The following is a 23,584-nucleotide window of genomic DNA, read 5'->3' as shown; positions in this document are numbered from 1 at the left end:
GTGTCGCCTGCTTCAGCCGAACCGCACGTATTCGAAATCCACCGGCTGGCGGTTGATGCCCATGACCGGCGGCGCAATCCAGTTGGCGAACTTGCCGGCCTCGGTCACCCGGCCCATCAACGACGCCACGAAGGCGCGGTCATCGGGCGTGGGCAGCCATTCGTCCTTCCGGCCTTCCCACTCGGCCGCGCTGATCACCTTGCCTTCGGGTGACATGCGGATACCGGCCAGGGCGCCGATCTGACGGTTGAACGCCTTGTGGGGCACGGTCAGGCGCATGGGCAGGCCGGCCTTTTCGATCACCTTGTTCCAGCGGTTCACGCCGGCGATCGAATCCTTGATGAAGTCATCACGCAGCACTTCATTGAGCGCGTTCAACATCGGGGCATCCTTCTCGACCAGCTGGCCGTTCTGGACTTCCAGCACCTTGTAGGTCTGGCCCTTGAGCACGTGATCGTCAGTACGCTTGCCTTCTTCGTAACGACCCTTCAGGCCGCTGCTGTAGAAGCTGGCGGCGTTGCTGGACTGGTCGGCGCCGAACAGGTCGATGGTGACGCTGTAATGGAAGTTCAGGTAACGCTGGATGGTCGGCAGGTCGATCACGCCGGCGGCGCGGATCTTTTCCACGTCGTCCGTCTTCAGTTCGTTCATGACCTGGCAGGTGCGCGAAATGGTGCGCGAGATGCCGCTCTCGCCCACGAACATGTGGTGCGCTTCTTCGGTCAGCATGAACTTGGTGGTGCGGGCCAGCGGATCGAACGCGCTTTCAGCCAGGGCCGACAGCTGGAACTTGCCGTCGCGATCGGTAAAGTAGGTGAACATGAAGAAGGCAAGCCAGTCCGGCGTCTTCTCGTTGAACGCACCCAGAATGCGCGGATTGTCGACGTCGCCCGACGTGCGCTGCAGCAGCGCATCGGCTTCTTCGCGGCCATCGCGGCCAAAGTGTTTGTGCAGCAGATAGACCATGGCCCACAGGTGGCGGCCTTCTTCCACGTTGATCTGGAACAGGTTGCGCAGGTCATACATCGATGGCGCGGTCAGACCCAGGTGGCGCTGCTGTTCGACCGATGCCGGTTCCGTATCGCCCTGCGTCACGATGATGCGGCGCAGGTTCGCGCGGTGTTCCCCGGGCACGTCCTGCCAGACTTTTTCGCCCTTGTGATCGCCAAAGTGCACTTCGCGGTTGGCGTCGCCCGGGTTCAGGAAAATGCCCCAGCGGTAGTCACGCATCTTGACGTGGCCGAACTGGGCCCAGCCCTGCGGGTCCACGCTGACCGCGGTGCGCAGATACACGTCGTGATTGGTCGAGCCTTCCGGACCCACGTCATCCCACCAGTTGATGAAGTTGGGCTGCCACTGCTCCAGCGCGCGCTGCAGCGTGCGGTCTTCGGCCAGGTTGACGTTGTTGGGGATACGTTCGCTGTAATTGATGGAAGACATGTCGGTTTCCTTGGATGCGTGAAGTGTTGGTGTCAGACCCGGTTCAGGTCGAAGGCAGCCTTTTCGCCGGTGCCGTAATTCTTCAGCGCACCTTTTTCTCCTACAGCGTTGGGCCGGTTGAAAATCCAGTTCTGCCAGGCAGTCAGCCGCCCGAAAATGCGGGTGACCATGTTCTCGTTGCTCGAGAAGCGCAGGTTGGCTTCAAGGCCGGTCAGCGCATCGGGCGACATGGCCGCGCGTTCTTCGATGGCGATGCGGATCTCGTCGTCCCAGTCGATGTCATCGGGGGCGGCGGTCACCAGGCCCAGGGCCAGGGCTTCATCGGCGTCCAGCAGCTTGCCGGCCGCGCCGCGCAGCGCTTCCATCGGCGCAGTCTCTTCATAGAAACGGCGCTGCAGGCGGCTCTGGTCGTTCACCATCGGGTAGTAGCCAAAGTTCATTTCGTTCAGTGCGATGCGGGGCGCGCGCTCGGGCTCGTCGGGCAGTGCCAGCATGTAGGCGCGGTCGGCGGCAAAGGCCACTTCGGCCAGCGTGCCGACAAAGCATGAACCCGGTTCGATCAGCGCGAACAGGCTGCGCGACGACACGTCCAGGCGGGCCAGCGTTCGGCGCAGCAGGCCGATGGTTTCGTTGACGAGCCAGTGGTCCTTGTGGGCCAGCAGCGTGGCGTCGGACGCCAGCACCGCATCGGCGTCGCCTTCGGTCTTGAGCAGCCAGGTGCCCACGTCCAGTTCGTTGGTGCGCATCACCAGGATCGCGTCGTCCAGTTGACGGCCCATGGCCAGGGGCCACCAGTTGGCGCCCTGGGCTTCGATGCCGGCAATGTCGGTCGGCGTTGCGGTCGTCGGCGCCTTGATGGTGAAGGTGGCGCAGCGCTTGGCGCGGTCGATCGAGACGGTCACGTACTCGTAGTTGACGCCGTTGTCGGTGTCTTCGCGTTCGATACGCGGCAGGCTCACGCCCTTGCCATCGGCCGGACGGGTGCTGCCTTCGGCCAGCTTCGCGGCGCGTTCCTGCACGGTGACCGCGAATTGGGCGGGCTTGGCCACGGCATCCACCAGACGCCAATCGACCGCTTTCTGTCCGCGCACGCCTTCCACGCTGGTGCAAAAAATGTCGGCCAGGTCGTGGCGCACATGGCGCTTGTCGGTCACGCGGGTCAGGCCGCCGGTGCCCGGCAGCACGCCCAGCAGCGGCACTTCAGGCAGCGACACGGCCGATGAACGATCGTCCACCAGCACGATGTCGTCGCAGGCCAGGGCCAGTTCATAACCGCCACCGGCGCAGGCGCCGTTCACGGCCGCCAGGAATTTCAGGCCCGAATGGCGCGACGAATCTTCGATGCCGTTGCGGGTTTCATTGGTGAATTTGCAGAAGTTGACCTTCCATGCGTGGCTGGACACACCCAGCATGAAGATGTTGGCGCCGGAACAGAAGATCCGGTCCTTGCCGCTGGTCACGACCACGGTGCGGACTTCGGGGTGTTCGAAGCGCACGCGGTTCAGTGCGTCGTGCAGTTCGATGTCGACGCCCAGGTCATAGCTGTTCAGCTTGAGTTTGTAGCCAGGCCGGATGCCGCCATCTTCGGCGATATCGAGCGACAGGCGAGCCACCGAGCCCTCGGTGGAAAGCGTCCAGTGGCGATACTTGGACGGTTCGGTGCGGTAATCGACGCGCGGGGCTGCGGTGGTGGTCATACGGTCTCCGACTGGCAGTGGAACTATAATGCAGCTTTTATTTGCTGATGTCTGCAGAATATTGCACTAAACTTCCACTGTCAACCGGGACGCGATGCTTTTTATTGCATGCTGGGGATTACCTGGGGGGCATGCCGGCCACTTGCCGGACCAGGGTGCGCAGCGTTGCGAACGACTGCTCCAGCGTCTGCGCGGTAGTGTCCACGGTCAGGTCCGCCTTGGAATAGAAGGCCGACCGCCCGCTAAGAATGCGGCGCAGGTCTTCCATGGCTTCGGTGCTGGCGGCCATGGGGCGCGTATCGCCCTGGGCCGTGACGCGTCCCATGTGTTCTTCGGGGGCAGCCTGGAGCCACACGGTCGTGCAGTGCGTGAGCAGCTGATTGAAGGTGGCCGCATCCGACACGATACCCCCGGGGGTGGCGATCACCACGTCGGCATGGATCTGGATCGTCTCTTCCAGCGCCCGGCGCTCGTAGCGGCGATAGGCATTGGTGCCATACAGATCATGGATCTCGCGGATGCTGCAGCCGGCAAATTTTTCGATTTCGCGGCTCAGCTCCACGAAAGGCACATCCAGGTCATTGGCCAGCATCTGCCCCAGCGTCGACTTGCCCGCACCGCGCAGCCCGACCAGGGCGATCCGCCGGTGGCGGGCGTCATCCTGCGTGCCGGCGCCCAGCAGTTCCGAGATCCCGATCCGCACCCGCCGCAGTTCGGCTTCGCTGCGGTTTTCCAGCATTTCGCGGATCAGCAGCCATTCGGGGGAACTGGTGGTGACGTCGCCCAGCAGCTCGGACATGGAGCATTGCAGGGCCCCGGCCACCTGCTGCAGCACCAGGATGGACGCATTGCCGGTCCCGTACTCCAGGTTGGCCAGATGCCGTTCGGAGACGTCGGCCGACAGGGCCACCGCCTTGCGGGTCAGCCCGCGCCGGGCGCGCAGTGTACGTACTCGTTCACCCAGCGCTTCGAGCAGCGGGTTCTTCTCGGACGGGACCACCGACAAGGCAGCGTCGGGTTCGGAAGGTTTGGCGTTCAACATGTCAGGGAAATCACCATATATGCATTATATTGCTTGACACTCATTTCGCACGAAGCTACCTTGCAGTCACCAGCAAGATACTGCATAAGGCATCGACCAACAAGCGACGCCCCAGCAGCTTATAAGGGAGACCCGCATGTCGCAGCAGGAATTTCGGACCTTGATCCAGAACGTCACGTCCCAGCTGGCGGGCCGTTCCATCGATGCGTCGCTGGATGCGTGGCTGAATGCCGAGCACGGCGCCCAAAGCGACACCTACCGCCATCTTACGCAAGCCTGTCGACGCGGCGTGGACGAAGGCTGGCTGGCCGACCGCGAACATGGCGGCATCCGCTACGGCCGCATCTTCAAGGCCGATGACGATCTGCACGGATTTTCGGTCGACGTGGTCGACATGAACGACATTGCCGGTCCCCACCACGTGCACCCGAATGGCGAGATCGATCTGATCATGCCGATCGACGACGACGCCCGCTTCGACGGCCGCCACGCAGGCTGGTGTGTCTATCCCCCCGGCAGCGCCCACCGCCCGACGGTCAGCCAGGGCCGCGCCCTGGTGCTGTACCTGCTGCCGCAAGGCGCCATCGAATTCACCCGGAACTGATGTGAACCCGTTGCCGTTGGCCGGACGCCCCCTTGCGCGCGTCCCGCCACGGCGCCAGCGACAAGGCAGGCAGGCGCGACGCGCGATGCCCGGCCGATAAAGGAAGCACGTGGACCTCTTGAAAAACCATGTTGGCGGACAGTGGATCGCCGGTCACGGAGATGGCATCGCCCTGCGCGACGCCGTGCTGGGCAACGAACTGGCGCGCGTGTCGTCGGCCGGCATCGACCTGGCCGCGGCCTACCGCTACGCCCGCGAGACCGGCGGCCCCGCCTTGCGCGCCCTGACCCACGCCCAGCGCGCCAGGCTGCTGGCCGACGTGGCCGCGGTGCTGCAGCAGCATCGTGACAAGTACTACGACATTTCCCTGCAGAACTCAGGTACGGTCAAGAACGATTCGGCCGTGGACATCGACGGCGGGCTCTACACCCTGAACTATTTCGCCAAGGCGGGCGCCGCACTGGGCCAGCACAATGCGCGTGCCGAGGGTGACGCGGTGTCGCTCGCCAAAGACAAGGCCTTCCAGTCGCAGCACGTCATGGTGCCCACGCGCGGCCTGGCCTTGTTGATCAATGCCTTCAATTTCCCGAGCTGGGGTTTCCTGGAAAAGGCCGCCCCGGCGCTGCTGGCAGGCGTGCCGCTGGTGGTCAAGCCGGCCACCGCCACGGCCTGGCTCACGCATGAAATGGTCAAGGACATTGCGGACGCCAAGGTGCTGCCCGACGGCGCCCTGTCGATCGTGTGCGGCAGTTCGGACGGCTTGCTGGATCCGCTGGCGCCCTTCGACGTGGTGTCGTTTACCGGGTCGGCGGCCACCGCGTCGGTACTGCGCCGCCATGCCGCGTTTGCCGATAGATCCGTCCGTCTGAACGCCGAAACCGATAGCTTGAACAGCGCCATTCTGGGCCCTGATGCCGCGCCGGGCACCGAAGCGTTTGACGCCCTGGTGCGCGAAGTCGTCCGCGAAATGACGGTCAAATCCGGCCAGAAGTGCACGGCCATCCGCCGCATCCTGGTGCCGCAGGCCTGGTATGACGAGACCGCCCAGGCGATTGCCGCCAAGCTGGCCAAGACCACGGTGGGCAATCCGCGCGATGAATCGGTGCGGATGGGGTCGCTGGTCGGCCGTCCGCAATACGACACGGTGCAGGCCGGCCTGCGCGAACTGGGCGGCGTGTGCGACACGCTGTTCGACGGCAGTGGCGTGCCCCTGGTCGATGCCGATCCGGCCGTGGCGGCGTGCGTCGCCCCACACCTGTTCGGCACGCGCGATGCCGATGCCAACGATGTGGTGCACGAACTGGAAGTGTTTGGTCCGGTGGCCACGCTGATGCCCTATCGCGACGCCGCGCATGCGAGAGACCTGGCGCGCCGCGGTCACGGTTCCCTGGTGACATCGCTGTATAGCGCCGACACCGCCTATCTGGCCGCCACCGCCCTGGACCTGGCCGACAGCCACGGCCGCGTGCATGTGATCACGCCGGACGTGGCCAAGGTGCAGACCGGCCACGGCAATGTCATGCCGCAGTCGTTGCATGGCGGCCCGGGCCGCGCGGGCGGCGGCGAAGAACTGGGCGGGCTGCGCGCGCTGGGGCTGTATCAGCGGCGTGCGGCAATCCAGGCGTCGCCGGATGTCGTGGCCGCGCTGTTCCCGGCGAAGGCTGCTGATGCGCCCTCGCCTTCTGCTGAGCGAAACTGATTCGCGAGCCGCCCACCCGACTTTACCTACTGATCCCACGCGCGAAGGCAGCCGTCAGAGCCGCCCACGCGCCATGCAGGAGACCATCGTGACGATCACCCCACCCAGCAGCGACCTCAACTTCGCGAGCTACCTGTTAGACCTGAATGCCGGGCGCGGCGACAAGCTGGCGTTCATCGACGACACGCGCCGCCTGACCTACCGCCAGCTGGCCGATCGCATTCGCCAGTTTGCGGGCGTGCTGCGCGACCTGGGCGTGCGCCGCGAAGAACGCGTGCTGCTGCTGATGCACGACACCATCGACTGGCCGGTCGTGTTCCTGGGTGCGCTGTATGCGGGTGTGGTGCCGGTGGCCGTCAACACGCTGCTGACCGCCGACGACTATGCCTACATCCTGGCGCACAGCCGGTCGCGTGCCGCGTTCGTGTCGGGCGCGCTGCTGGACACGCTGAAGCAGGCAATGGCGTCGAGTCCGCACCAGGTCGAACACATCGTGGTGTCGCAGCCGGTAGCGGATATCCAGGACGTGGCAGCGGGCAACGCAGCGGGCCCTGCCCAACATGAATTCGAAGCCTGCATGGCCGCCGCCGCCCCTCGCGCGCAGGCCGCCCGCACGCTGGCCGATGAGATCGCCTTCTGGCTGTATTCGTCGGGTTCCACCGGCCGCCCCAAGGGTGTCGTGCACAGCCACTGCAACCTCTGGTACACCGCCGAACTCTATGCCAAGCCCGTGCTTGGCATCAATGAAAACGACATCACCTTTTCGGCTGCCAAGCTGTTCTTTGCGTATGGCCTCGGCAACGGCCTGACCTTCCCGCTGTCGGTCGGCGCCACGTCGGTGCTGATGGCCGAAAGGCCCACGCCGGCAGCCACCTACGCCCGCATCGTCGATCACCAACCCACCCTCTTTTTCGGTGTGCCCACCCTGTACGCCAGCATGCTCGCGCACAGCGCGATCCCGGCCCGCAGCGACGTCGCCTTGCGCGTCTGTGCGTCTGCCGGCGAAGCCTTGCCGCAAGACATCGGCGACCGTTTCACGCAGCACTTTGGCTGCGAGATCCTGGACGGCATCGGGTCCACCGAAATGCTGCACATCTTCCTGTCCAACCACAGCGGCAAGGTGCGCTACGGCACCACTGGCCTTCCCGTGCAAGGCTACGAGGTCGAACTGCGTGACGAGAATGGCAAGCCGGTTGGCGATGGCGAAATCGGCGACCTGTACATTCGCGGCCCCAGCGCTGCCGTCATGTACTGGAACAACCGCGAAAAGACCCGCCAGACCTTCCTGGGCGACTGGCTGAAAAGCGGCGACAAATACCTGCGCGACGCCGACGGCTACTACACCTACGCCGGCCGCAGCGACGACATGCTCAAGGTCAGCGGCCTGTATGTATCGCCGGTGGAAGTCGAGAACGTGCTGTCCCAGCATCCGGCCGTGCTCGAAGCCGCGGTGGTCGGGCTGACCGACAGCGATGGCCTGGTCAAGACCAAGGCCTATGTCGTGCTGTGCCAGGGCAATGAGCCGTCCGTCGCGATGCAGGAAACGCTCAAGCAATTCGTGAAGGCGCACCTGGCGCCGTTCAAGTACCCGCGCTACATCGAATTCGTCGCCGATCTGCCCAAGACCGCCACCGGCAAGATCCAGCGCTTCAAGCTGCGCCAGGCGCAGGAAGCCGTCGCCCATCCGGGAGCCGCGGCGTGAGCGCCCCCTCGTCGTTCGTGGACATCCGCCACGGCGAGCGCGACTACCGCATCGAATACCGGTGGGTGCATGGCGAGCGCGCCAATGCGCCCGTCATCGTGTTCCTGCACGAAGGTCTTGGCTCGGTGTCGATGTGGAAGGACTGGCCATCTGAAGTGTGCAGCGCGCTCGGCATGCGTGGCCTGGTGTTCTCGCGGTATGGCTACGGCAAGTCGACGCCGCGTCCGGATGCGGAGCGCTGGACGCCCGAATTCCTGTTCGAGCAGGCCCGCGATGCGCTGCCCGCCGTGCTGCGCGGCGTGGGCATCGATGCCAAGCGCGACCGGCCTGTCATCCTCGGTCATAGCGATGGCGCATCAATCGCCCTGATCTATGCGGCGCTGTATCCGGACTCGCTGTCGTCGCTGATCGTGCTGGCGCCGCATGTCACGGTCGAAGACGTGGCGATCCAGAGCATTGCCGCGGCCCGCGAAGCCTATCTGAACACCGACCTGCCGCGCCGCCTGGCCCGCTATCACGCGTCGCCCGACTCGGCCTTCTGGGGCTGGAACGACGTGTGGCTGTCGCCCGCCTTTCGCGCGTGGAGCATCGAAAGCCTGCTGCCGCGCATTACCTGCCCGGTCCTGGCCGTGCAGGGGGTCGATGATGAATACGGCACCCTCGACCAGGTGCGCATCATCCGTCGGCGTACCCCGCAAACCCTACTGGCCATCCTTGACGATTGCCGGCATTCTCCCCACAAAGATCAGCCTGTCGAGCTGGCAAAACAACTCAAAGGCTTTCTACAAGCCCAATTGCAGCACACATAAGTCACTCAGGAGACACACCATGACTTCGTTGCGCCACGCTGTACTGCAGGCTTCGGCCTGCGCCACCCTCAGCCTGATCGCACTGGGCGCCCAGGCCCAGGAAAAGATCAAGGTCGGCTTCATGCTGCCCTACAGCGGCACCTATGCCGCGCTGGGCACCGCCATCGAAAACGGCTTCAAGCTGTATGTCGAGGAACAAGGCGGCAAGCTATCGGGCCGTGAAGTGCAGTACTTCAAGGTGGACGACGAATCGGACCCGGCCAAGGCCACCGCCAACGCCGACCGCCTGATCAAGCGCGACAAGGTCGACCTGCTGGTCGGCACCGTGCACTCCGGCGTGGCCATGGCGCTGACCAAGGCGGCCAAAGACAACGACGTGACGCTGATCGTGCCGAATGCCGGCGCCGATGCGATCACCGGCCCGATGTGCGGCCCGGGTGTGTTCCGCAGCTCGTTCTCGAACTGGCAGCCGGGCTTTGCCATGGGCAAGGTCGCCGCCGAAAAGGGCAAGAAGACGGCGGTGACCGTGACCTGGAAGTACGCGGCGGGCGACGAGTCGGTGGGCGGCTTCAAGGAAGGTTTCGAGAAAGGCGGCGGCAAGGTGTTGCGTGATCTGAACGTGCCCTTCCCCAACGTGGAATTCCAGTCGCTGCTGACTGAGATCGCCTCGCTCAAGCCCGATGCGGTCTATGTTTTCTTTGCCGGCGGCGGCGCCGTCAAGTTCGTGCAGGACTACGCGGCCAGCGGCCTGGGCAAGACGTCCACGCTGTACGGCGCGGGCTTCCTGACCGACGGCACGTTGCAGGCCCAGGGCGCCACCGCGCAAGGCCTGTTCACCACGCTGCACTACGCCGATGGCCTGAACACCGCGCGCGACACCTCGTTCCGCACGGCCTATGCCAAGTCCTTCAAGATGCAGCCCGATGTGTACGCGGTACAGGGCTACGATGCGGCGCAGATGTACGGCGCCGGCCTGAAGGCCGTGAAGGGTGACTTCACCAAGAAGGCAGACCTGCGCTCGGCGATCCGTGTGGCCAGGATCGACAGCCCGCGCGGCCCGTTCAGCCTGTCCAAGGCCGGCAACCCGGTGCAGGACATGTACCTGCGCCAGGTCGATGGCATGGAAAACAAGCTGGTGGGCGTGGCGGTGAAGGGCCTGGCCGATCCGGGCCGCGGCTGCCGTCTCTGATGCCCTTGGCACGATCCCTGTAGCACGATCCGCCAGACCTGGCGTGCGCCGCCGCGTGATGTGATGCGTGGCGGTGCATGCCGGGCCCGACAGCCAGGGTCGCGTTCGCGCGCCCGTGCAATGGACTCACCATGGATGTATCGATCTTTCTGATCCAGTGTCTCAATGCGGTCCAGTACGGACTGCTGCTGTTCCTTGTCGCCAGCGGGCTGACGCTGATCTTCGGCGTCATGGGCGTGATCAATCTCGCGCACGGCAGCTTCTACATGATCGGCGCCTACATGGCGTTCGCGCTGTCCCCGCTCGTCCAGGGCGCGGTGGGCGGCGGCTTCTTCACGACGCTGGTGTTCGGTCTGCTTCTTTCGGCGGTGCTCGGCTATCTGCTCGAGTGGGCCTTCTTCAGTTACCTGTACGACCGGGATCACCTGCAGCAGGTCCTCATGACCTACGGCCTGATCCTGGTCTTCGAAGAGTTGCGCAGCATCCTGGTCGGCAACGATGTGCACGGCGTCAAGGTGCCCGACTGGCTGGCCGGCACGGTGCAGCTGGGCGACGTCATGACCTACCCGGTCTACCGGCTGTTCATTTCGGCCGTCTGTATCGGCGTGGCCTTGCTGCTGTACGTCCTGATCGCCCGCACGCGGCTGGGCATGATGGTGCGCGCCGGCGCCAGCAACCGCGAAATGATTACCTCGCTGGGCATCAACATCAAGCGCCTGTACCGCATCGTGTTCGCGGTCGGCGTGGTGCTCGCGGCCCTGGCCGGCATGCTGGCCGCGCCCATGTCGTCGGTGTATCCGGGCATGGGCAACCATGTGCTGATCATCTGCTTCGTGGTGGTGGTGATCGGCGGCATCGGGTCGATCCGCGGCGCATTCCTGGCCGCGCTTCTGGTGGGCTTCGTCGATACCTTCGGCAAGGTGCTGTTCGCGGAAGCGGCCGGCGTGGCGGTGTATGTGCTCATGGCCGCCATCCTTTTGTACAAACCCGAAGGCTTGTTCAAGCAAGGCTGATTCCATGCAAAACGCAACTACCCACGCCTTGCCCGCGGCCTTGCCGGCGGACCTGCCGCAAAACCGTTCCGGTTCCCTGACTCGCGCCGTGCCGCTGGTCGCGGCGCTGGTGCTGCTGGCCGTGTTCCCGATGTTTGGCGACAGCTACTACACGGGCCTGGTCATCAAGATCATGATCTACGCGGTGTTCGCGCTCAGCCTGGAACTGCTGGTGGGCCAGACCGGCCTGGTGTGCTTCGGGCACGCCGCCTTCTTCGGCATCGCGGCCTATACCGCCGCGCTGCTGACGCCACAGGCCGGGCCGGTGTCGCTGTTCTTCCTGCTGCCGGCCGCCTTGCTGGCCACCGCGCTGTATGCCCTGGTGACCGGCGCGCTGTCGCTGCGCACCAAGGGCATCTACTTCATCATGGTGACGCTGGCCTTTTCGCAAATGGCCTACTTCGTGTTTCACGACACCAAGATCGGCCGCGGCAGCGACGGCATCTACCTGTACTTCAAGCCGCTGGTGGAGTTTGGCGGCTGGGCGCCCTTTAGCCTGGAAGACGGCGGCACCTTCTACTACTTCGTGCTGGGCGCCCTGGTGCTGACCTATGCCTTCCTGGCCATGCTGCTCAAGTCACGCTTTGGCCACGCGCTGGCCGGTATCCGCGTCAATGAACAGCGCATGCGTGCGGCGGGCTTTTCGACCTTTCCGTACAAGCTGACTGCCTTCGTGGTGTCGGGCACCCTGGCCGGTCTGGCGGGCTTTCTGTTCGCCCTGAAAGACGGCTTCGTGAATCCGGAATTCCTGTCCTGGCACCAGTCGGGCGCCGTGCTGCTGATGATCATCCTGGGCGGCATGGGCAGCCTGCGCGGCGCGGTGCTGGGCGCTTTCATCTTCACGATGCTGCAGGAAGTCTTCCAGTCGCAGGAAATCTTTGGCGACTTCGCCAGCCACTGGAACCTGAGCCTGGGGCTGGCCATCATCGTGCTGGTCGCATTGCTGCCCAAGGGCGTGATCGGCCTGCCGGCACAGCTTGGCGCACGCTTCAACAAGGGGACCCGACCATGACTGACATCCTTGTCCAGGCCGACAACATCACGCGCCGCTTTGGCGGGCTGACGGCGGTCAATGACGTGTCGCTGACCCTGCAACGCGGCCAGGTGCATGCCGTCATCGGCACCAACGGCGCCGGCAAATCGACCCTGGTGCACGTGCTGTCGGGCGAGATCCCGCCCACGTCGGGCACCATCCACCTGGGCGGCCGCGACGTGACGCGCGCCACCCAGCCCGACCGCGCCCGCGCGGGCCTGGGCCGCAGCTACCAGCGCACCACCATCTTCCCGCAGTTCAGCGTGTTCGAAAACGCGCGGCTGTCGGCGCAGGGGGGGTATCAACGCTTCTGGAACTGGTGGTCGCGGGCATCGACCTGCCCGGATTCGTCGGCGATCGCGGCCGATGCCCTGCGGCTGGCCGGACTGGACGGGGTCGCCGACCGGCCCGCCGGCTTGTTGTCGCACGGTCAGAAACGCCAGCTGGAAATCGCCATGTGCCTGGCCCTGCGGCCCAAGGTGCTGCTGCTGGATGAGCCCCTGGCCGGCATGGGCGCCGAAGAAACCGAACGCATGCTGGCCCTGCTGCACTCGTTGAAAGCCGATCACGCCATCCTGCTGGTCGAGCATGACATGGACGCGGTGTTCCGCGTGTCGGACGTGATCACCGTCATGGTGAACGGCAGCGTGATTGCCAAGGGCACGCCCGAAGCCATCCGTGCCGATCCGCTGGTGCAGACGGCGTACCTGGGGGAAACGCATGCGGAGGCGGCAGCCGGGGCTTCTGCGTCGGCTCCTGCCGCCGCGCACGTCATGCCGATCCAACAACCTGCAGTGCACTGATGATCATGACAGCCACGATGACAGCTCCAGCAACAGCCATCCCCGCAACGGCGGCAGGACGCGACCCGGTGCGGGGGACGGCGGCTACCCAATCCGCCACCGCGGCCCTGATCCACGCCGAGAACCTGCATGTGCATTACGGCGCCAGCCACGTGCTGCGCGGCATCGACCTGTCGATCGCGCCCGGCGAATCCATTGGCCTGCTCGGCCGCAACGGCATGGGCAAGACCACGCTGATCCGCACGCTGATGGGCCACCTGCGGGCCACCGAAGGCAAGGTCCACATCCGCGCCCGCGACTGTACCCGCACCCCGCCCTACGGCATTGCGCAGCAAGGCATAGCCTATGTGCCCGAAGGCCGCGGCATCTTCCCGAACCTGAGTGTGCGCGAAAATCTGCTGGTGGCCGCGCGCGCCGGCGTCAACGGACAACGTGCCTGGACCTACGACCGCGTGCTGCAGGTGTTCCCACGGCTGAGCGAGCGGCTCGGCAACGGCGGCAACCAGCTGTCGGGCGGCGAGCAGCAGATGCTGGCGATCGGGCGTGCACTGATGACCAACCCCGACCTCATCATCCTGGATGAAGCCACCGAGGGTCTGGCGCCGCTGGTCGTGGCCGACATCTGGCGCATCATCGGCGAGATCCGCAAGACAGGCATTTCGTCATTGATTGTCGATCGCAACTATCGCAGCGTGCTCGAGCACACCGACCGCTGCGTGGTCATGGAAAAAGGCCAATGGGTATTCCAGGGGGACTCCCGGTCCATTGCTTCGCAGCCGGAAGTGCTGACGCGGTATCTGGGGGTGTAGAGGCGGCTTGGCCGCCGCCGTCCCTGCTAGCGCGGCGTCTTGAACGCCTGGATGACTTCCGGTTCCACGCGGATGGCGGGCTGGCCGCTCCCCTGTCCATTCACCTGACCACCCCCTTGCTGCGATTCGATGGCGGTCTTGGCCGCCAGCGCCGCGGCCGGGCTGGGATAGGCCAGCATTGCCATCGACGCCGCGGTGATCAGGCTGTCCACCGCCCCGCCCGTGCTGCTGGCGACCGACGCAGCCTGCGCGGTCGACACGCCGAACAGCTTCAGATGGTTGGAGACCAGCACCGGGCTGCCGGTGCGGCGGTTCACGGCAACCAGATAGTCGGACGTAGCGGCGGTGGACGCCGAGGACTGCGGCGTCGGCGTCCCCGGTGTCGCCGTGCCTGACGCGCCGCTCGACCCTGCCGCCGGCAAGGTGATCGTGTAGTCACCAATGGTGCCCACCGCCACGGTCGCTGCCGTTGCCGACCCTGCCGCCGCCCGCGCCGCGGGATCCGCGCTGCCACGTTCCGCACGCGCGCGCGTCACCACCTGGTAAGGCGTGCCGCCCACGGTAAAGCTGGCGCCGTCTGCCGCGCCAATCAGCGTTGCGTCGGCGGCCACGGCCTGTGCTGTCCATGATGCCGCTGCCGTTGCCGTCACCGCCGCCACCATCGAGAACAGCAGGCCATTCACGGTCCTTGAAACGAAAGTCATGATGACGCTCCTGTCAGATCATGCAGGGTAATTGTGGGGTTGCCCGTCAGGTAGCTCACCATCATCGCCCCGTCACCCGCAGCGACCACGACACCAGCTGGCTCGGGCTCGTGCCCGACGCCGCGGTCACGTCCACCACTTCCAGCCGCCAGGTGCCCTGCGCGTTTTCATCCAGGAAGGCATTGCTCAGCATGCGCTCGGACCCGAACCCCGCGGTGGTGGATCCTGTGAGCGGCCGGATACCGCTGAACGGCCAGACCAGAATGCTGCGCGTACCGCTGGGCGAGATCAGCGCGACCCGCAGGTTCGCCGGGCGGCGATGCGTCGTGTTGAACGCCACCTGCACGCTTTCCACTGTCATGCTGGCCCCCACCGAAATCGGCAGGCTGCCCGCCGTGCCGGCGCCGTCGCGATAGGGAATCGGCACCGGCGTGGACGGGGTGGCCGTCTGCCAGTCGATCTGGCGGCGCGGCGCCAGCGGCGCGAAGGTCCGCGCCGCAGCCACGGCCGCCTGCGCATCCACCAGTCCGAAGCCATAGGAATTGCTGAACGCGCGCCGCGCGCCATTCACAACCCACCCGTCATACACGGCCACGCCCTGGAACTGCACCGGCGTGCCCGGATAATCGATGCGCCGCGCCGTGGTGGCGAGCAGGTACTGCACTTCCCGTTGCGACAGTTGCGGATTCACCTGCAGTATCAACGCTGCGACCCCCGCGACCGTAGGCGCCGCCGCCGATGTCCCGTTGAAGATGGCCGTGTAGTTGCATGACGGATCCAGGGGCGACGGCCCGACCAGATCCAGCGGGTTGGCCGGCGTGCCGATGGTGCGGTGATAGCCTTTGTCGCAGCCTGAAAAGTCCGTGGTGAGCAAGGCGGGCTGGTAGGCCAGGTCCGCCTGGCCAGGCGCCTGCGCCCGATTCTCGCCAAACTCTCCGCCCAGCCCGACCACCGCCAGCGACGCCCCCTGCGACGAATACGACGCCCGCCGGCCTGCGGCATTGACAGCGCCCACTACCGTCATCGACACCAGATTGCTCGACGTTTCAAGATTGGTGTTGCCGCAGCTCACGCCCAGCCGCTGCGCCACGCTGCAATCCACGCCATCGATCGAAAAGAAACCATTGCCCGCGGACTTGACGTAAATGCCGCCCCGTCCGGCCCGCGACGATGCCATCACCTGTTCGCGCGCCGCCAGCTCATCGGCCGACACCACCGCGACTTCGGACAGGTCCTCGCCATAGCTCAGGTTGAACACCTGCACGGGCGCCGCCTGCGCCGCACCGCCGAATGACGCCAGTTCGTTCGCAAGGGTTGGCGCCAGCAGGAAATTGAAGCCGTGCAGCACCGCCTCGGGGGCAACGCCCCGGCCGCCCAATCCGTTCCAGGCCCGCGCCGCCACCACGCCCGCCACCGACGTGCCATGGTCGCCGCCCGTGCCAGCCAAGGTCGGGTCACCGGACCCGGTCCGGAAATTGATCGACCCGCCGATCGCCACATTGGCCTGCAGGTCTTCATGACGAATGTCGAGCCCGGTGTCCAGCACCGCCACGCTCACCCCCGTACCCCGCACGCCCGTGTCATACAGATTGCCCAGGTTCAGGTCCACGCCCGCGACCGGCCGGGTGGACGACAGCGCGTCCTGCCCCGTGTTGAGCAGATGCCACTGGTAGCGCGCCAGCGGGTCCTCGGCAACCACCGCCGGCACCACCGGCAAGGTGACGGGCGGAAGCGTGCCCGGTGGCGTGGTTGCCGCGGCCGCGGTCTCGTCCCCGCCGCCCCCACCGCCGCAGCCTGCCAGCAGCAGCGCCGCAATCAGCGCGGAAAGGCCTGGCGCACAGGGCAGGCGAAACAATCCCTGGTTGCCTGCGTCGAGTCGAACGTGCGTCATACCTGCCCCCGTCACGCACGCCGCCATGCAGCGTGCTGTCCACCCGCAACAGCGCGGGCGTTCCGAGATATTCCGCGTGAGCGATGACGCTGGCAAGCGCGGCAGGAGAAGACTTGTGTAACGAGTCGCGAACGCCGAAATCGTGACCTGTCATCGACGCGCGGCCAGCTCGTCCTGTCGAGCTGAGCAGAGTGGGACGGGCATCAACGCGTGGGCGCCTCGGGCAAGAAACACAGGTCCTGCCGTTCTGGCCGAGGCGCCGCCGGACGCGATCGTCATATGCCCATGATGGGCAGACGTTCGTCGCAGGGCCGCTGTTGGGCGGGCTCAGTCCATGCCTACCTGGGCGTCATGAACGCCTGGATGACTTCGGGTTCGGCCTGCGCGCCGCTGCCGCCAGCGTGGATGGCGTCCAGCGCGACCAGGGCCGCCGAAGGGCTGGCGTACAGCAGCACGGCCATCGACGCAGCGGGCACGGCGATCTCGACACTGCCCCCGGTCTGGCGGGCCACGGCAGCAGCCTGATCCGCAGACACCTTGAACAGCTTCAGCCGGCGCGACACCAGCGCCGGACCACCACTGCGGCGGTTCACCGCAACAGCATACTCGGGCGACGCGGCGGAGTGAGGAACATACGCGCTCGTACTGCCCAGGGTGATGCGGTAGTTGCCAATACGGCCGACCACGGCACTGGACGCTCCCGTCACGTCGCGGGGAACCCGCTCGGTACCGGTGCCGGTGCTGCCGCGGGGGTCAGGGCTGGAAACCGCACGCGCCGAGGTGACTACCTGGTAGGGCGTGCTGCCGATGGTGAAGGAGGGGCCGTCCGCAGCGTTCAGCAGCACGGCATCGGCAGCGACCACGGGCGCAGACGGCAACGCAAGCTGCATCAACGACGCCGCGATGACTGCGCGCAGGGAAAGGTTGTGATTCGTCATGGTCATCGCTCCTGATTAACGGCCGGCAATACGCAGCGACCAATTGGTGAACTGCGCCGTGCTCGTTCCCGAAGGCGCCGAGACATCGATGACTTCCAGCCGCCACGTGCCCTGAGACTTCTCATCCAGAAAGGCGTTCGACCGCATCAGGTCCGCGCTGAAGCCCGCGGTGGTCGTATCGGTCAAGGGCTTGAGCGAACTGAATGGCCAGAGCAGGATGCTGCGTGTGCCACTGGGCGAAATAAGCGTCACCCGCAACTTGCCGGGATCACGGTGGGTAGTGCTGAAAGCCACCTGCACATGCTCTACGCTAAGGTTTTCGCTTACGGAAATTGGAATCTGGCCGCGCCCGTTCGCGCCATCGCGATAGGGAATCGGCTCAGGTGCGGAAGACTGCGAAGCCAGCCAGTTCGTCCGTTGTGCAGGCGCCAATCGTTTGGCCGTCAGGGCCGCGTCGACCGCCGCCCGGGCGTCCACCAACCCGAAACCGTAAGCGTTGCTGAACGCACGGTTTGCCGCATTGAGCACCCATGCGTCATCGATCGCAAGCCCTTCATGATGCACCGGCGTACCTGGGTAATCGATCCGGCGCGCCGTTGTAGCCAGCAGATAGTCCACCTCGCGTTGCGTCAGTGCCGGATTGATCTGCAGCATCATGGCCACGACACCGGCGACCGACGGCGTTGCCGCCGACGTGCCATTGAAACCGTTGGTGTAACGGCACAGTGGATCCAGCGACGACGTCGCCACGTCCAGCGCATTGATCGCCGGATCGGCGTTCCTGTGATACCCCTTGTCGCACCCTGACAGGTCTGTCGTAAGAATGGCTGGCTGATAGGCGATATCGATCAAACCCGGCGCCTGATCTCGATGACGTCCGTACTCACCGCCCAGCCCTGCAATCCATAGCGAGGCACCGGGTGTTGAATACGATGCCCGCACGCCGGCCGCGTTCACAGCGCCGACCGTCGTGACGCCGGCAAGATTGTTCGTCCAGTCGAAGGCTGCGTTGTCGCAGCTGACGCCCCGCTGCTGAGCCGCGGAACAATCGATCTTTTCCATTCTGCTGAAACCGTTGCCCGACGCCTTGATGTACAGGCCCCCACGACCCGACCGCGTTACCCCGAATAGCGTCTCGACCGTGTCGATGTCGTTGCGGGATAGCGGCTCCAGGTCGGTCACGTCCTCGCCGATGCTGAGGTTGAACACATCGACGTTGGCTGACTGCGGTGCAGCGCCAAGCGACGCAAGATAGTTCGCTACGTTCTGGGCGGCAATCAGATTGAAGCCCTGCAGCGTGGACTCCGGTGCGACGCCCCGGCCGCCGACTCCGTTCCAACCGCGCGCGGCGACGATGCCCGCCACGGCCGTACCGTGATCTGGACCAGTATCCGAAGGCGTAGGGTCGCTTGAGCCGCTCACGAAGTTGATCGACCCGCCAGCAACTACGTTGGCTTTCAGATCTTCATGCTCTATGTCGAGTCCGCTGTCGATCACCGCCACACGCACACCTGCGCCGCGCACGCCGGCGGCGTGCAGCGAGTCCAGGTTCAGGTCGATGCCCGCCGTTGGCCGGATCGACGAAAGGGTGTCCTGCCCCGTATTCTGCAAGTGCCATTGATACGGGAACAGGGGATCGATTGATTGCGTGACGGGCGTCGTGACCGGTGGGGTCACCGGCGGCATGATTGGGGTGATCACCGGCGGTGTGGTCGCTGCAGGAGCGGCAGTTGCGCTATCGCCGCCGTCGCCGCCGCCGCAGCCCGCCAGCAGCGCTGCCATCAGTGCCGCTGCCGCATGTCGCGGAGTCCGTCTGCCTGGATATGTCATCGATGAGTCCTCTATCCGCGGGCCGCTTGCAGGGCCCGGTAGTCACCCGCAACACGCGGGTACCGTCGGATGATGCTTAGAGGACATCAACGACACCAGTTCGTAATCCACACAATTGCCGGATGGGTTGACTGACCTGGTCGACAGGTGCTGCGAGCACTGCCGCAACGGTCAACGTGGATTTGGCAAAGCCCGCCGTTGCTCGGGTTGATCAGGATCAATCCAGCACGATCCTGTTCGCCTCGATCACCGGTTTCCATCGCGCGTATTCCTTGTCCATCCACGCCTTGAATTCCTCGGGCGTGCTGGCCACGACGTCCATCATCTGCTGACTCAATACCGTGCGCGTTGCCGGGTCGTTGAGGACCGCAACGACCTCGTCATGCAGCCGTCGGGCAATCGGCGCGGGCAGGCCTGCCGGGGCGACGACGCCCATCCAGGCGCCGGCGTCGATGTCGGTCATGCCTTGTTCGCTCAGCGTGGGATAGTCGGGCAGCAAGGCCGACCGTTTGGCGGTGCTGGCGCCGATCACGCGCAGCTTGCCGGCCTTGACTTGCGGCAGCACGGCCAGCGCGGGCAGCACGGCCATGTCAACGTCGCTCGATATCATGGCCATGACGGCCTGGCTCGATCCAGGGTAGGGCACGTGCACGATGCGGGTGCCGCTGCGGGCCGCGAGCAGTTCCATGGTCAGGTGCGAGAGCGAGCCATTGCCGATGGACGCGTAGTTGTACTTGCCGGGCTGACGCTTGAGTTCCGCAACCAGTTCGGCAAGCGTGCGCGCGCCCAGTCCGCTGCGCACGACCAGCAGGCTGGTCTGGTTGATGGCGACCGAAATGGGCATGAGATCGCGCACGGGGTCGTAGGGCATGGACTTGTAGAGCATGCGGTTGTTGACAAGGGGACCGGCCACACTGATGCCGATCGTGTAGCCGTCGGGCGCGGCCTTCGCGACAGTGTGGGTGCCTATCATGCCCGCGCCGCCGCCTTCGTTCTTCACGACCACGGCCTTGCCCAGCCGCTTGCTCAAGCCCTCGGCAAGGATGCGTGCAAACGTGTCGGGCGTGGACGCCGGGGCGAACGGTGTGATCAACGTGACGGGGCGCGCGGGCCAGTCATCGGCATGCGTAGCGGGCGACAGCCCCACGGCCAGCGCAAGCGTGGCAAGACGGACGAACGTTTTCATCAAAGGTCTCCTTGAGTGTTGTTATGGATGCGCCAGGGGCCCGGTGTCGCAGCCTTCAGCCCAGGAACGCGCCGGCCTGCTGCAAGGTGCGCTGCAAGGCGGCCACGTCGATGTCCCGTGGCCGCACGCCTTCGCGGTGAGCTTGCGCGGCGGCCGTGCCGGCGGCCTGGCCCATCACGAAGCACGCGCCCGACACCCGCGCGGCCGATTGCCCCATATGGGTCATGGACGCGCAGCGGCCCGCGATCAGCAGGTTGTCGACGACCTGCGGCACGATCATGCGATAGGGCAATTGGTTGTAGCCGCGCACGTTCGGGATGTCGGGAAACTTGAAGAGGACATCGCCGGCCACGTGGGCTTCGATGGGCCAGCCATTGACGCCGATGCTGTCGTCGAAGCTCACGCACTGCAGCACGTCGTCTTCCGTCAGCTGATAGCCGCCCACGACGCGGCGGGTTTCGCGTACGCCCACTTGCGGCGCGATTTCCAGGATGTAGGCGTTCTCGAAACCGGGCGCCGTGCTGCGAAGGAACTCGAAGAAATCCACGATCTGCCGGCGCCCTTCCATCTCGGCCCAGCTCAGCTGTTCCGCGTTCGTGCAATCGACCGCGGACCCGTCCGGCATGGCCAGCTGCGTCACGTTCGCGCGCCATTCCATCGGGTTTTTCTGCGGGCGGATGATGGGTGTCTTGCGCGGAAAGACGCGGCCTTTTGCAATCGCCTCTTCCATCCATCGACCAAAGTGATTCCAGGCGTCGCCGGCACGTTCCGGGTCCACGCCATTCACGCGGAACATGGTTGATGGATACAACATGTCGTGGCCGCCCTCGCCTTTTTCGAACGGCGCGCCTGCCATGGCGGCCATGTCGCCATCGCCCGAACAATCGATGAAGGTGCGCGCGGTGACCGCGAGGCGGCCCGACTTGGTCTCGATCAGCAAGGCATCGATCTCGTTGGGGGATTGCATGATCACTCCGACGGCCCGCGCATGGAACAGCACGGCCGCGCCGCTTTCCTGCACCAGCTGATCGGCGGCGACCTTGAACGCCGCGTTGTCGTACGCCTGCGCGGCGATCTTGCCCTGGAACATGACGTGCGGTTCGCTCAGCCCGCCCAATGCCCGCATGCGCGCCAGCAGCGTGTCGGCCTCGCCATGCACCACTTGCTGGATGTCGCCAAACACATTGGCATGCAGCCCGCAGAAGTTGGTCACGCCCGCCGCCGTGCCCATGCCGCCCAGAAAGCCGTAATGCTCGATCAACAGCGTGCGTTGCCCGGCACGCGCCGCCGAGGCGGCCGCCGTCATGCCGGCCGGACCGCCGCCCAGCACCACTACGTCGTACTCACCGAACAACGGTGTCTTGCGGGCGGGCTCGTCGATCTCGCGGCATGAGGGGGAAGCAGACATGCAATGACTCCAGGCAGAGGCGGCCGGATGCCGCGTTGGAATCATTCTATCTACGCCTTGCCGCAAGCAATTGCTCTATATTGCGAGACCATCTATCGCGATTTTGAACAGGTCGAGGCGGCTTCATGGACACGCTGGGCAACCTCAGGGCTTTCCTTGCAACGGTCAAGCTCGGCAACTTTTCCGAGGCCGCGCGCGAGCTCAGCGTGGTGCCGTCGGTCGTTGCGAAACGCATCAATCATCTGGAATGGACGCTGGGGGTGACGCTGTTCCAGCGGTCGACCCGCAAGGTCACGCTGACCGAGGCGGGCCAGCGTTTCCTGCCCAAAGCCAGTGCGCTGCTGGCGCAGTTCGACGGCATTGTGCGCAGCTTCGAGCAGGACGCAGGCGCGGTCGAAGGTCATGTGCGGCTCAAGGCGCCAACGTCGGTCACGGTGCTGTACCTGGCCGATATCCTGGCGCGCTTCAAGAAGGCCTATCCGGCCATCACGCTGGACGTGATGCTGGTGGACCGGTCCGTCAATCCGATCGAAGAGAACTACGACATTGCCATTGGCGGCCGCGCGGGCGCCTACGACGGCGTCGTTGATGAGCCGCTATGCCGGCTGCGGCAGGTGCTGTGCGCCGCGCCCGACTACCTGGCCGCGACAGACCTGACCGCAAAGGGCCGGCCCGCCCATCCTCGTGACCTGCTCGACCATCCTTGCCTGGTCTTCAGTCCCACCGGCAACACCTGGCGCTTCGAAGGCGCGCGCGGCCCGGTCAGCGTGGACGTGCCCGTCACCCTGTCATCGAACGACAACCACATGCTGTACTCGGCGGCGTGTGCAGGCACAGGCATCGCCATCCTGCCGTCCTACGTGGCGCGGCAGGCCATGGCCGAGGGCATGCTGATCGAAGTGCTGGAAGATTTTGCGTTGCAGTCCACCTGGCTGAAGGCGCAGGTCCCCGCGCGCAAGACAGGCTTGCGGCGGGTGCAGGTGCTGCTGGAATGGCTCAGGAGCGAGCTGGGTCCGGTGCCCCCCTGGGAAGCCTGAACGTCGCTCAAGCCTGACCGTCGCTCAATGCTGAGCAGGTTCGGCATTCCCCGCTGCTGGCGCCGTGGCCATGCGTTCGACGTACCGCGCGATCATGTCGATCTCGACATTGACCTTGCGGCCGACGCGCAGGTGCTTGAGCGTGGTGACTTCAATGGTGTGCGGAATCAGGTTGATCGACACGTCGCAGCCGGCCTGGTGATCGCGCACGCTGTTCACGGTCAGGCTCACACCATTGATGGTGATCGACCCCTTGTAGGCCAGGAAACGCGCCAGCTCGGCCGGCACACGCACCACCAGTTCATGCGATTCGCCGACCGGCTCGAACTTCATGACCGTGCCCAGCCCATCGACGTGGCCCGACACCATGTGACCGCCCAGGCGGTCGCCCAGTCGCATGGCCTTTTCCAGATTGACGTCGCCTTCTGAATCCAGGCCCACGGTGCGATTCAGGCTTTCGCGCGAGACGTCCACGACGAAATGATTGTTGTCGAACTCAACGACCGTCATGCATGCGCCCTGGATGGCGATCGAGTCGCCCAGTTGCACGTCGGTCAGATCAAGGCCGCCCGACGCGATATCCAGCCGCACGCCGCCTTCAATGTCGCCACCCTGGGACGCCACGCGGGTCACGCGTCCGACTGCTGCAACGATGCCTGTGAACATGGTCCTGCTCCTGGAATGCTTGATGAATGTGTTCTGAAAGAATGT

Annotated in this window: 20 protein-coding genes; 10 read left to right on the top strand and 10 right to left on the bottom strand. The window is 65.3% G+C overall.

Annotation, left to right across the window (positions count from 1 at the left end; all coding sequences use genetic code 11):
- Nucleotides 1–12: 12 nt before the first annotated feature.
- The 3 genes from boxB to IE116_RS19210 all read right to left on the bottom strand — a co-directional run bounded on the left by boxB (nt 13) and on the right by IE116_RS19210 (nt 4,179).
- Complete coding sequence (boxB, locus tag IE116_RS19220) at nt 13–1,440, bottom strand: benzoyl-CoA 2,3-epoxidase subunit BoxB (protein ID WP_189614885.1); 1,428 nt, start codon at nt 1,438–1,440, stop codon at nt 13–15.
- 32 nt (nt 1,441–1,472) lie between these two features.
- A complete protein-coding gene (boxC, locus tag IE116_RS19215; protein ID WP_189614884.1) occupies nt 1,473–3,137 on the bottom strand; it encodes a 2,3-epoxybenzoyl-CoA dihydrolase in 1,665 nt (554 codons plus the stop codon).
- A gap of 118 nt (nt 3,138–3,255) precedes the next feature.
- The gene (locus tag IE116_RS19210) at nt 3,256–4,179 is read right to left on the bottom strand and encodes a helix-turn-helix transcriptional regulator (RefSeq protein ID WP_189614883.1); all 924 of its coding nucleotides are present in this window, start codon (nt 4,177–4,179) and stop codon (nt 3,256–3,258) included.
- Nucleotides 4,180–4,315: 136 nt separating this feature from the next.
- Between IE116_RS19210 and IE116_RS19205 the strand changes: the two genes are divergently transcribed.
- The 9 genes from IE116_RS19205 to IE116_RS19165 all read left to right on the top strand — a co-directional run bounded on the left by IE116_RS19205 (nt 4,316) and on the right by IE116_RS19165 (nt 13,879).
- Nucleotides 4,316–4,783, top strand: coding sequence for a DUF4863 family protein (locus IE116_RS19205; protein ID WP_189614882.1), 468 nt, complete (start codon nt 4,316–4,318; stop codon nt 4,781–4,783).
- A gap of 109 nt (nt 4,784–4,892) precedes the next feature.
- Nucleotides 4,893–6,482 (top strand): 3,4-dehydroadipyl-CoA semialdehyde dehydrogenase, encoded by a 1,590-nt coding sequence (locus tag IE116_RS19200; protein ID WP_189614881.1) that lies wholly within the window; start codon nt 4,893–4,895, stop codon nt 6,480–6,482.
- A 73-nt stretch (nt 6,483–6,555) separates the two neighbouring features.
- Nucleotides 6,556–8,184, top strand: coding sequence for a benzoate-CoA ligase family protein (locus IE116_RS19195; protein WP_189614880.1), 1,629 nt, complete (start codon nt 6,556–6,558; stop codon nt 8,182–8,184).
- Nucleotides 8,181–8,993 carry an alpha/beta fold hydrolase gene (locus IE116_RS19190; protein WP_189614879.1) on the top strand — a complete coding sequence of 271 codons (813 nt, stop codon included), beginning with the start codon at nt 8,181–8,183 and terminating at the stop codon, nt 8,991–8,993. The genes IE116_RS19195 and IE116_RS19190 overlap by 4 nt, the downstream gene beginning before the upstream one ends.
- Before the next feature lie 19 nt (nt 8,994–9,012).
- The gene (locus tag IE116_RS19185; RefSeq protein WP_189614878.1) at nt 9,013–10,182 is read left to right on the top strand and encodes an ABC transporter substrate-binding protein; all 1,170 of its coding nucleotides are present in this window, start codon (nt 9,013–9,015) and stop codon (nt 10,180–10,182) included.
- A gap of 131 nt (nt 10,183–10,313) precedes the next feature.
- Nucleotides 10,314–11,195 carry a branched-chain amino acid ABC transporter permease gene (locus IE116_RS19180; RefSeq protein ID WP_189614877.1) on the top strand — a complete coding sequence of 294 codons (882 nt, stop codon included), beginning with the start codon at nt 10,314–10,316 and terminating at the stop codon, nt 11,193–11,195.
- Nucleotides 11,196–11,325: 130 nt separating this feature from the next.
- Nucleotides 11,326–12,246 carry a branched-chain amino acid ABC transporter permease gene (locus tag IE116_RS19175; protein WP_229828770.1) on the top strand — a complete coding sequence of 307 codons (921 nt, stop codon included), beginning with the start codon at nt 11,326–11,328 and terminating at the stop codon, nt 12,244–12,246.
- Nucleotides 12,243–13,070 (top strand): ABC transporter ATP-binding protein, encoded by an 828-nt coding sequence (locus tag IE116_RS19170; protein ID WP_189614875.1) that lies wholly within the window; start codon nt 12,243–12,245, stop codon nt 13,068–13,070. Before IE116_RS19175 ends, IE116_RS19170 begins: the two co-directional genes overlap by 4 nt.
- Nucleotides 13,071–13,087: 17 nt before the next feature.
- Nucleotides 13,088–13,879, top strand: a complete 792-nt coding sequence (locus IE116_RS19165; protein WP_189614874.1) for an ABC transporter ATP-binding protein — start codon at nt 13,088–13,090, stop codon at nt 13,877–13,879.
- A 26-nt stretch (nt 13,880–13,905) separates the two neighbouring features.
- Here the strand turns inward: IE116_RS19165 and IE116_RS19160 are convergent, their stop codons facing one another.
- The 6 genes from IE116_RS19160 to IE116_RS19135 all read right to left on the bottom strand — a co-directional run bounded on the left by IE116_RS19160 (nt 13,906) and on the right by IE116_RS19135 (nt 21,836).
- Nucleotides 13,906–14,583, bottom strand: coding sequence for a hypothetical protein (locus tag IE116_RS19160; protein ID WP_189614873.1), 678 nt, complete (start codon nt 14,581–14,583; stop codon nt 13,906–13,908).
- Nucleotides 14,584–14,644: 61 nt separating this feature from the next.
- The gene (locus IE116_RS19155; protein WP_189614872.1) at nt 14,645–16,474 is read right to left on the bottom strand and encodes a S8 family serine peptidase; all 1,830 of its coding nucleotides are present in this window, start codon (nt 16,472–16,474) and stop codon (nt 14,645–14,647) included.
- Nucleotides 16,475–16,812: 338 nt separating this feature from the next.
- Nucleotides 16,813–17,412: a hypothetical protein gene (locus IE116_RS19150; protein WP_189614871.1), complete on the bottom strand. Its 600-nt coding sequence runs from the start codon at nt 17,410–17,412 to the stop codon at nt 16,813–16,815.
- A 15-nt stretch (nt 17,413–17,427) separates the two neighbouring features.
- Complete coding sequence (locus IE116_RS19145; protein WP_189614870.1) at nt 17,428–18,915, bottom strand: S8 family peptidase; 1,488 nt, start codon at nt 18,913–18,915, stop codon at nt 17,428–17,430.
- 544 nt (nt 18,916–19,459) lie between these two features.
- The gene (locus IE116_RS19140) at nt 19,460–20,428 is read right to left on the bottom strand and encodes a Bug family tripartite tricarboxylate transporter substrate binding protein (protein WP_229828550.1); all 969 of its coding nucleotides are present in this window, start codon (nt 20,426–20,428) and stop codon (nt 19,460–19,462) included.
- 55 nt (nt 20,429–20,483) lie between these two features.
- Nucleotides 20,484–21,836: an FAD-dependent oxidoreductase gene (locus IE116_RS19135; RefSeq protein ID WP_189614869.1), complete on the bottom strand. Its 1,353-nt coding sequence runs from the start codon at nt 21,834–21,836 to the stop codon at nt 20,484–20,486.
- Between the two features lie 125 nt (nt 21,837–21,961).
- On the opposite strand from IE116_RS19135, the gene IE116_RS19130 reads away from it, so the two are divergent.
- A complete protein-coding gene (locus IE116_RS19130) occupies nt 21,962–22,873 on the top strand; it encodes a LysR family transcriptional regulator (RefSeq protein ID WP_189614868.1) in 912 nt (303 codons plus the stop codon).
- A 24-nt stretch (nt 22,874–22,897) separates the two neighbouring features.
- On the opposite strand, the gene IE116_RS19125 is transcribed toward IE116_RS19130, so the two are convergent.
- Nucleotides 22,898–23,539, bottom strand: a complete 642-nt coding sequence (locus IE116_RS19125) for a riboflavin synthase (protein ID WP_189614867.1) — start codon at nt 23,537–23,539, stop codon at nt 22,898–22,900.
- Nucleotides 23,540–23,584 lie beyond the last annotated feature (45 nt).

It is taken from the genome of Pigmentiphaga litoralis (assembly GCF_014651835.1).
Taxonomy (GTDB): Bacteria; Pseudomonadota; Gammaproteobacteria; order Burkholderiales; family Burkholderiaceae_B; genus Pigmentiphaga; species Pigmentiphaga litoralis.
The sequence above is the reverse complement of the archived record's forward strand: the minus strand, read 5'-3'. Positions and strand labels throughout refer to the sequence as shown.

Bases quoted from the DNA above. Each gene is read 5' to 3' on its own strand.
- boxB (WP_189614885.1), bottom strand. From the start codon at position 1,440: ATGTCTTCCATCAATTACAGCGAACGTATCCCCAACAACGTCAACCTG.
- boxC (WP_189614884.1), bottom strand. From the start codon at position 3,137: ATGACCACCACCGCAGCCCCGCGCGTCGATTACCGCACCGAACCGTCC.
- IE116_RS19210 (WP_189614883.1), bottom strand. From the start codon at position 4,179: ATGTTGAACGCCAAACCTTCCGAACCCGACGCTGCCTTGTCGGTGGTC.
- IE116_RS19205 (WP_189614882.1), top strand. From the start codon at position 4,316: ATGTCGCAGCAGGAATTTCGGACCTTGATCCAGAACGTCACGTCCCAG.
- IE116_RS19195 (WP_189614880.1), top strand. From the start codon at position 6,556: ATGCAGGAGACCATCGTGACGATCACCCCACCCAGCAGCGACCTCAAC.
- IE116_RS19185 (WP_189614878.1), top strand. From the start codon at position 9,013: ATGACTTCGTTGCGCCACGCTGTACTGCAGGCTTCGGCCTGCGCCACC.
- IE116_RS19180 (WP_189614877.1), top strand. From the start codon at position 10,314: ATGGATGTATCGATCTTTCTGATCCAGTGTCTCAATGCGGTCCAGTAC.
- IE116_RS19175 (WP_229828770.1), top strand. From the start codon at position 11,326: ATGTTTGGCGACAGCTACTACACGGGCCTGGTCATCAAGATCATGATC.
- IE116_RS19170 (WP_189614875.1), top strand. From the start codon at position 12,243: ATGACTGACATCCTTGTCCAGGCCGACAACATCACGCGCCGCTTTGGC.
- IE116_RS19165 (WP_189614874.1), top strand. From the start codon at position 13,088: ATGACAGCTCCAGCAACAGCCATCCCCGCAACGGCGGCAGGACGCGAC.
- IE116_RS19160 (WP_189614873.1), bottom strand. From the start codon at position 14,583: ATGACTTTCGTTTCAAGGACCGTGAATGGCCTGCTGTTCTCGATGGTG.
- IE116_RS19155 (WP_189614872.1), bottom strand. From the start codon at position 16,474: ATGACGCACGTTCGACTCGACGCAGGCAACCAGGGATTGTTTCGCCTG.
- IE116_RS19150 (WP_189614871.1), bottom strand. From the start codon at position 17,412: ATGACGAATCACAACCTTTCCCTGCGCGCAGTCATCGCGGCGTCGTTG.
- IE116_RS19140 (WP_229828550.1), bottom strand. From the start codon at position 20,428: ATGAAAACGTTCGTCCGTCTTGCCACGCTTGCGCTGGCCGTGGGGCTG.
- IE116_RS19135 (WP_189614869.1), bottom strand. From the start codon at position 21,836: ATGTCTGCTTCCCCCTCATGCCGCGAGATCGACGAGCCCGCCCGCAAG.
- IE116_RS19130 (WP_189614868.1), top strand. From the start codon at position 21,962: ATGGACACGCTGGGCAACCTCAGGGCTTTCCTTGCAACGGTCAAGCTC.
- IE116_RS19125 (WP_189614867.1), bottom strand. From the start codon at position 23,539: ATGTTCACAGGCATCGTTGCAGCAGTCGGACGCGTGACCCGCGTGGCG.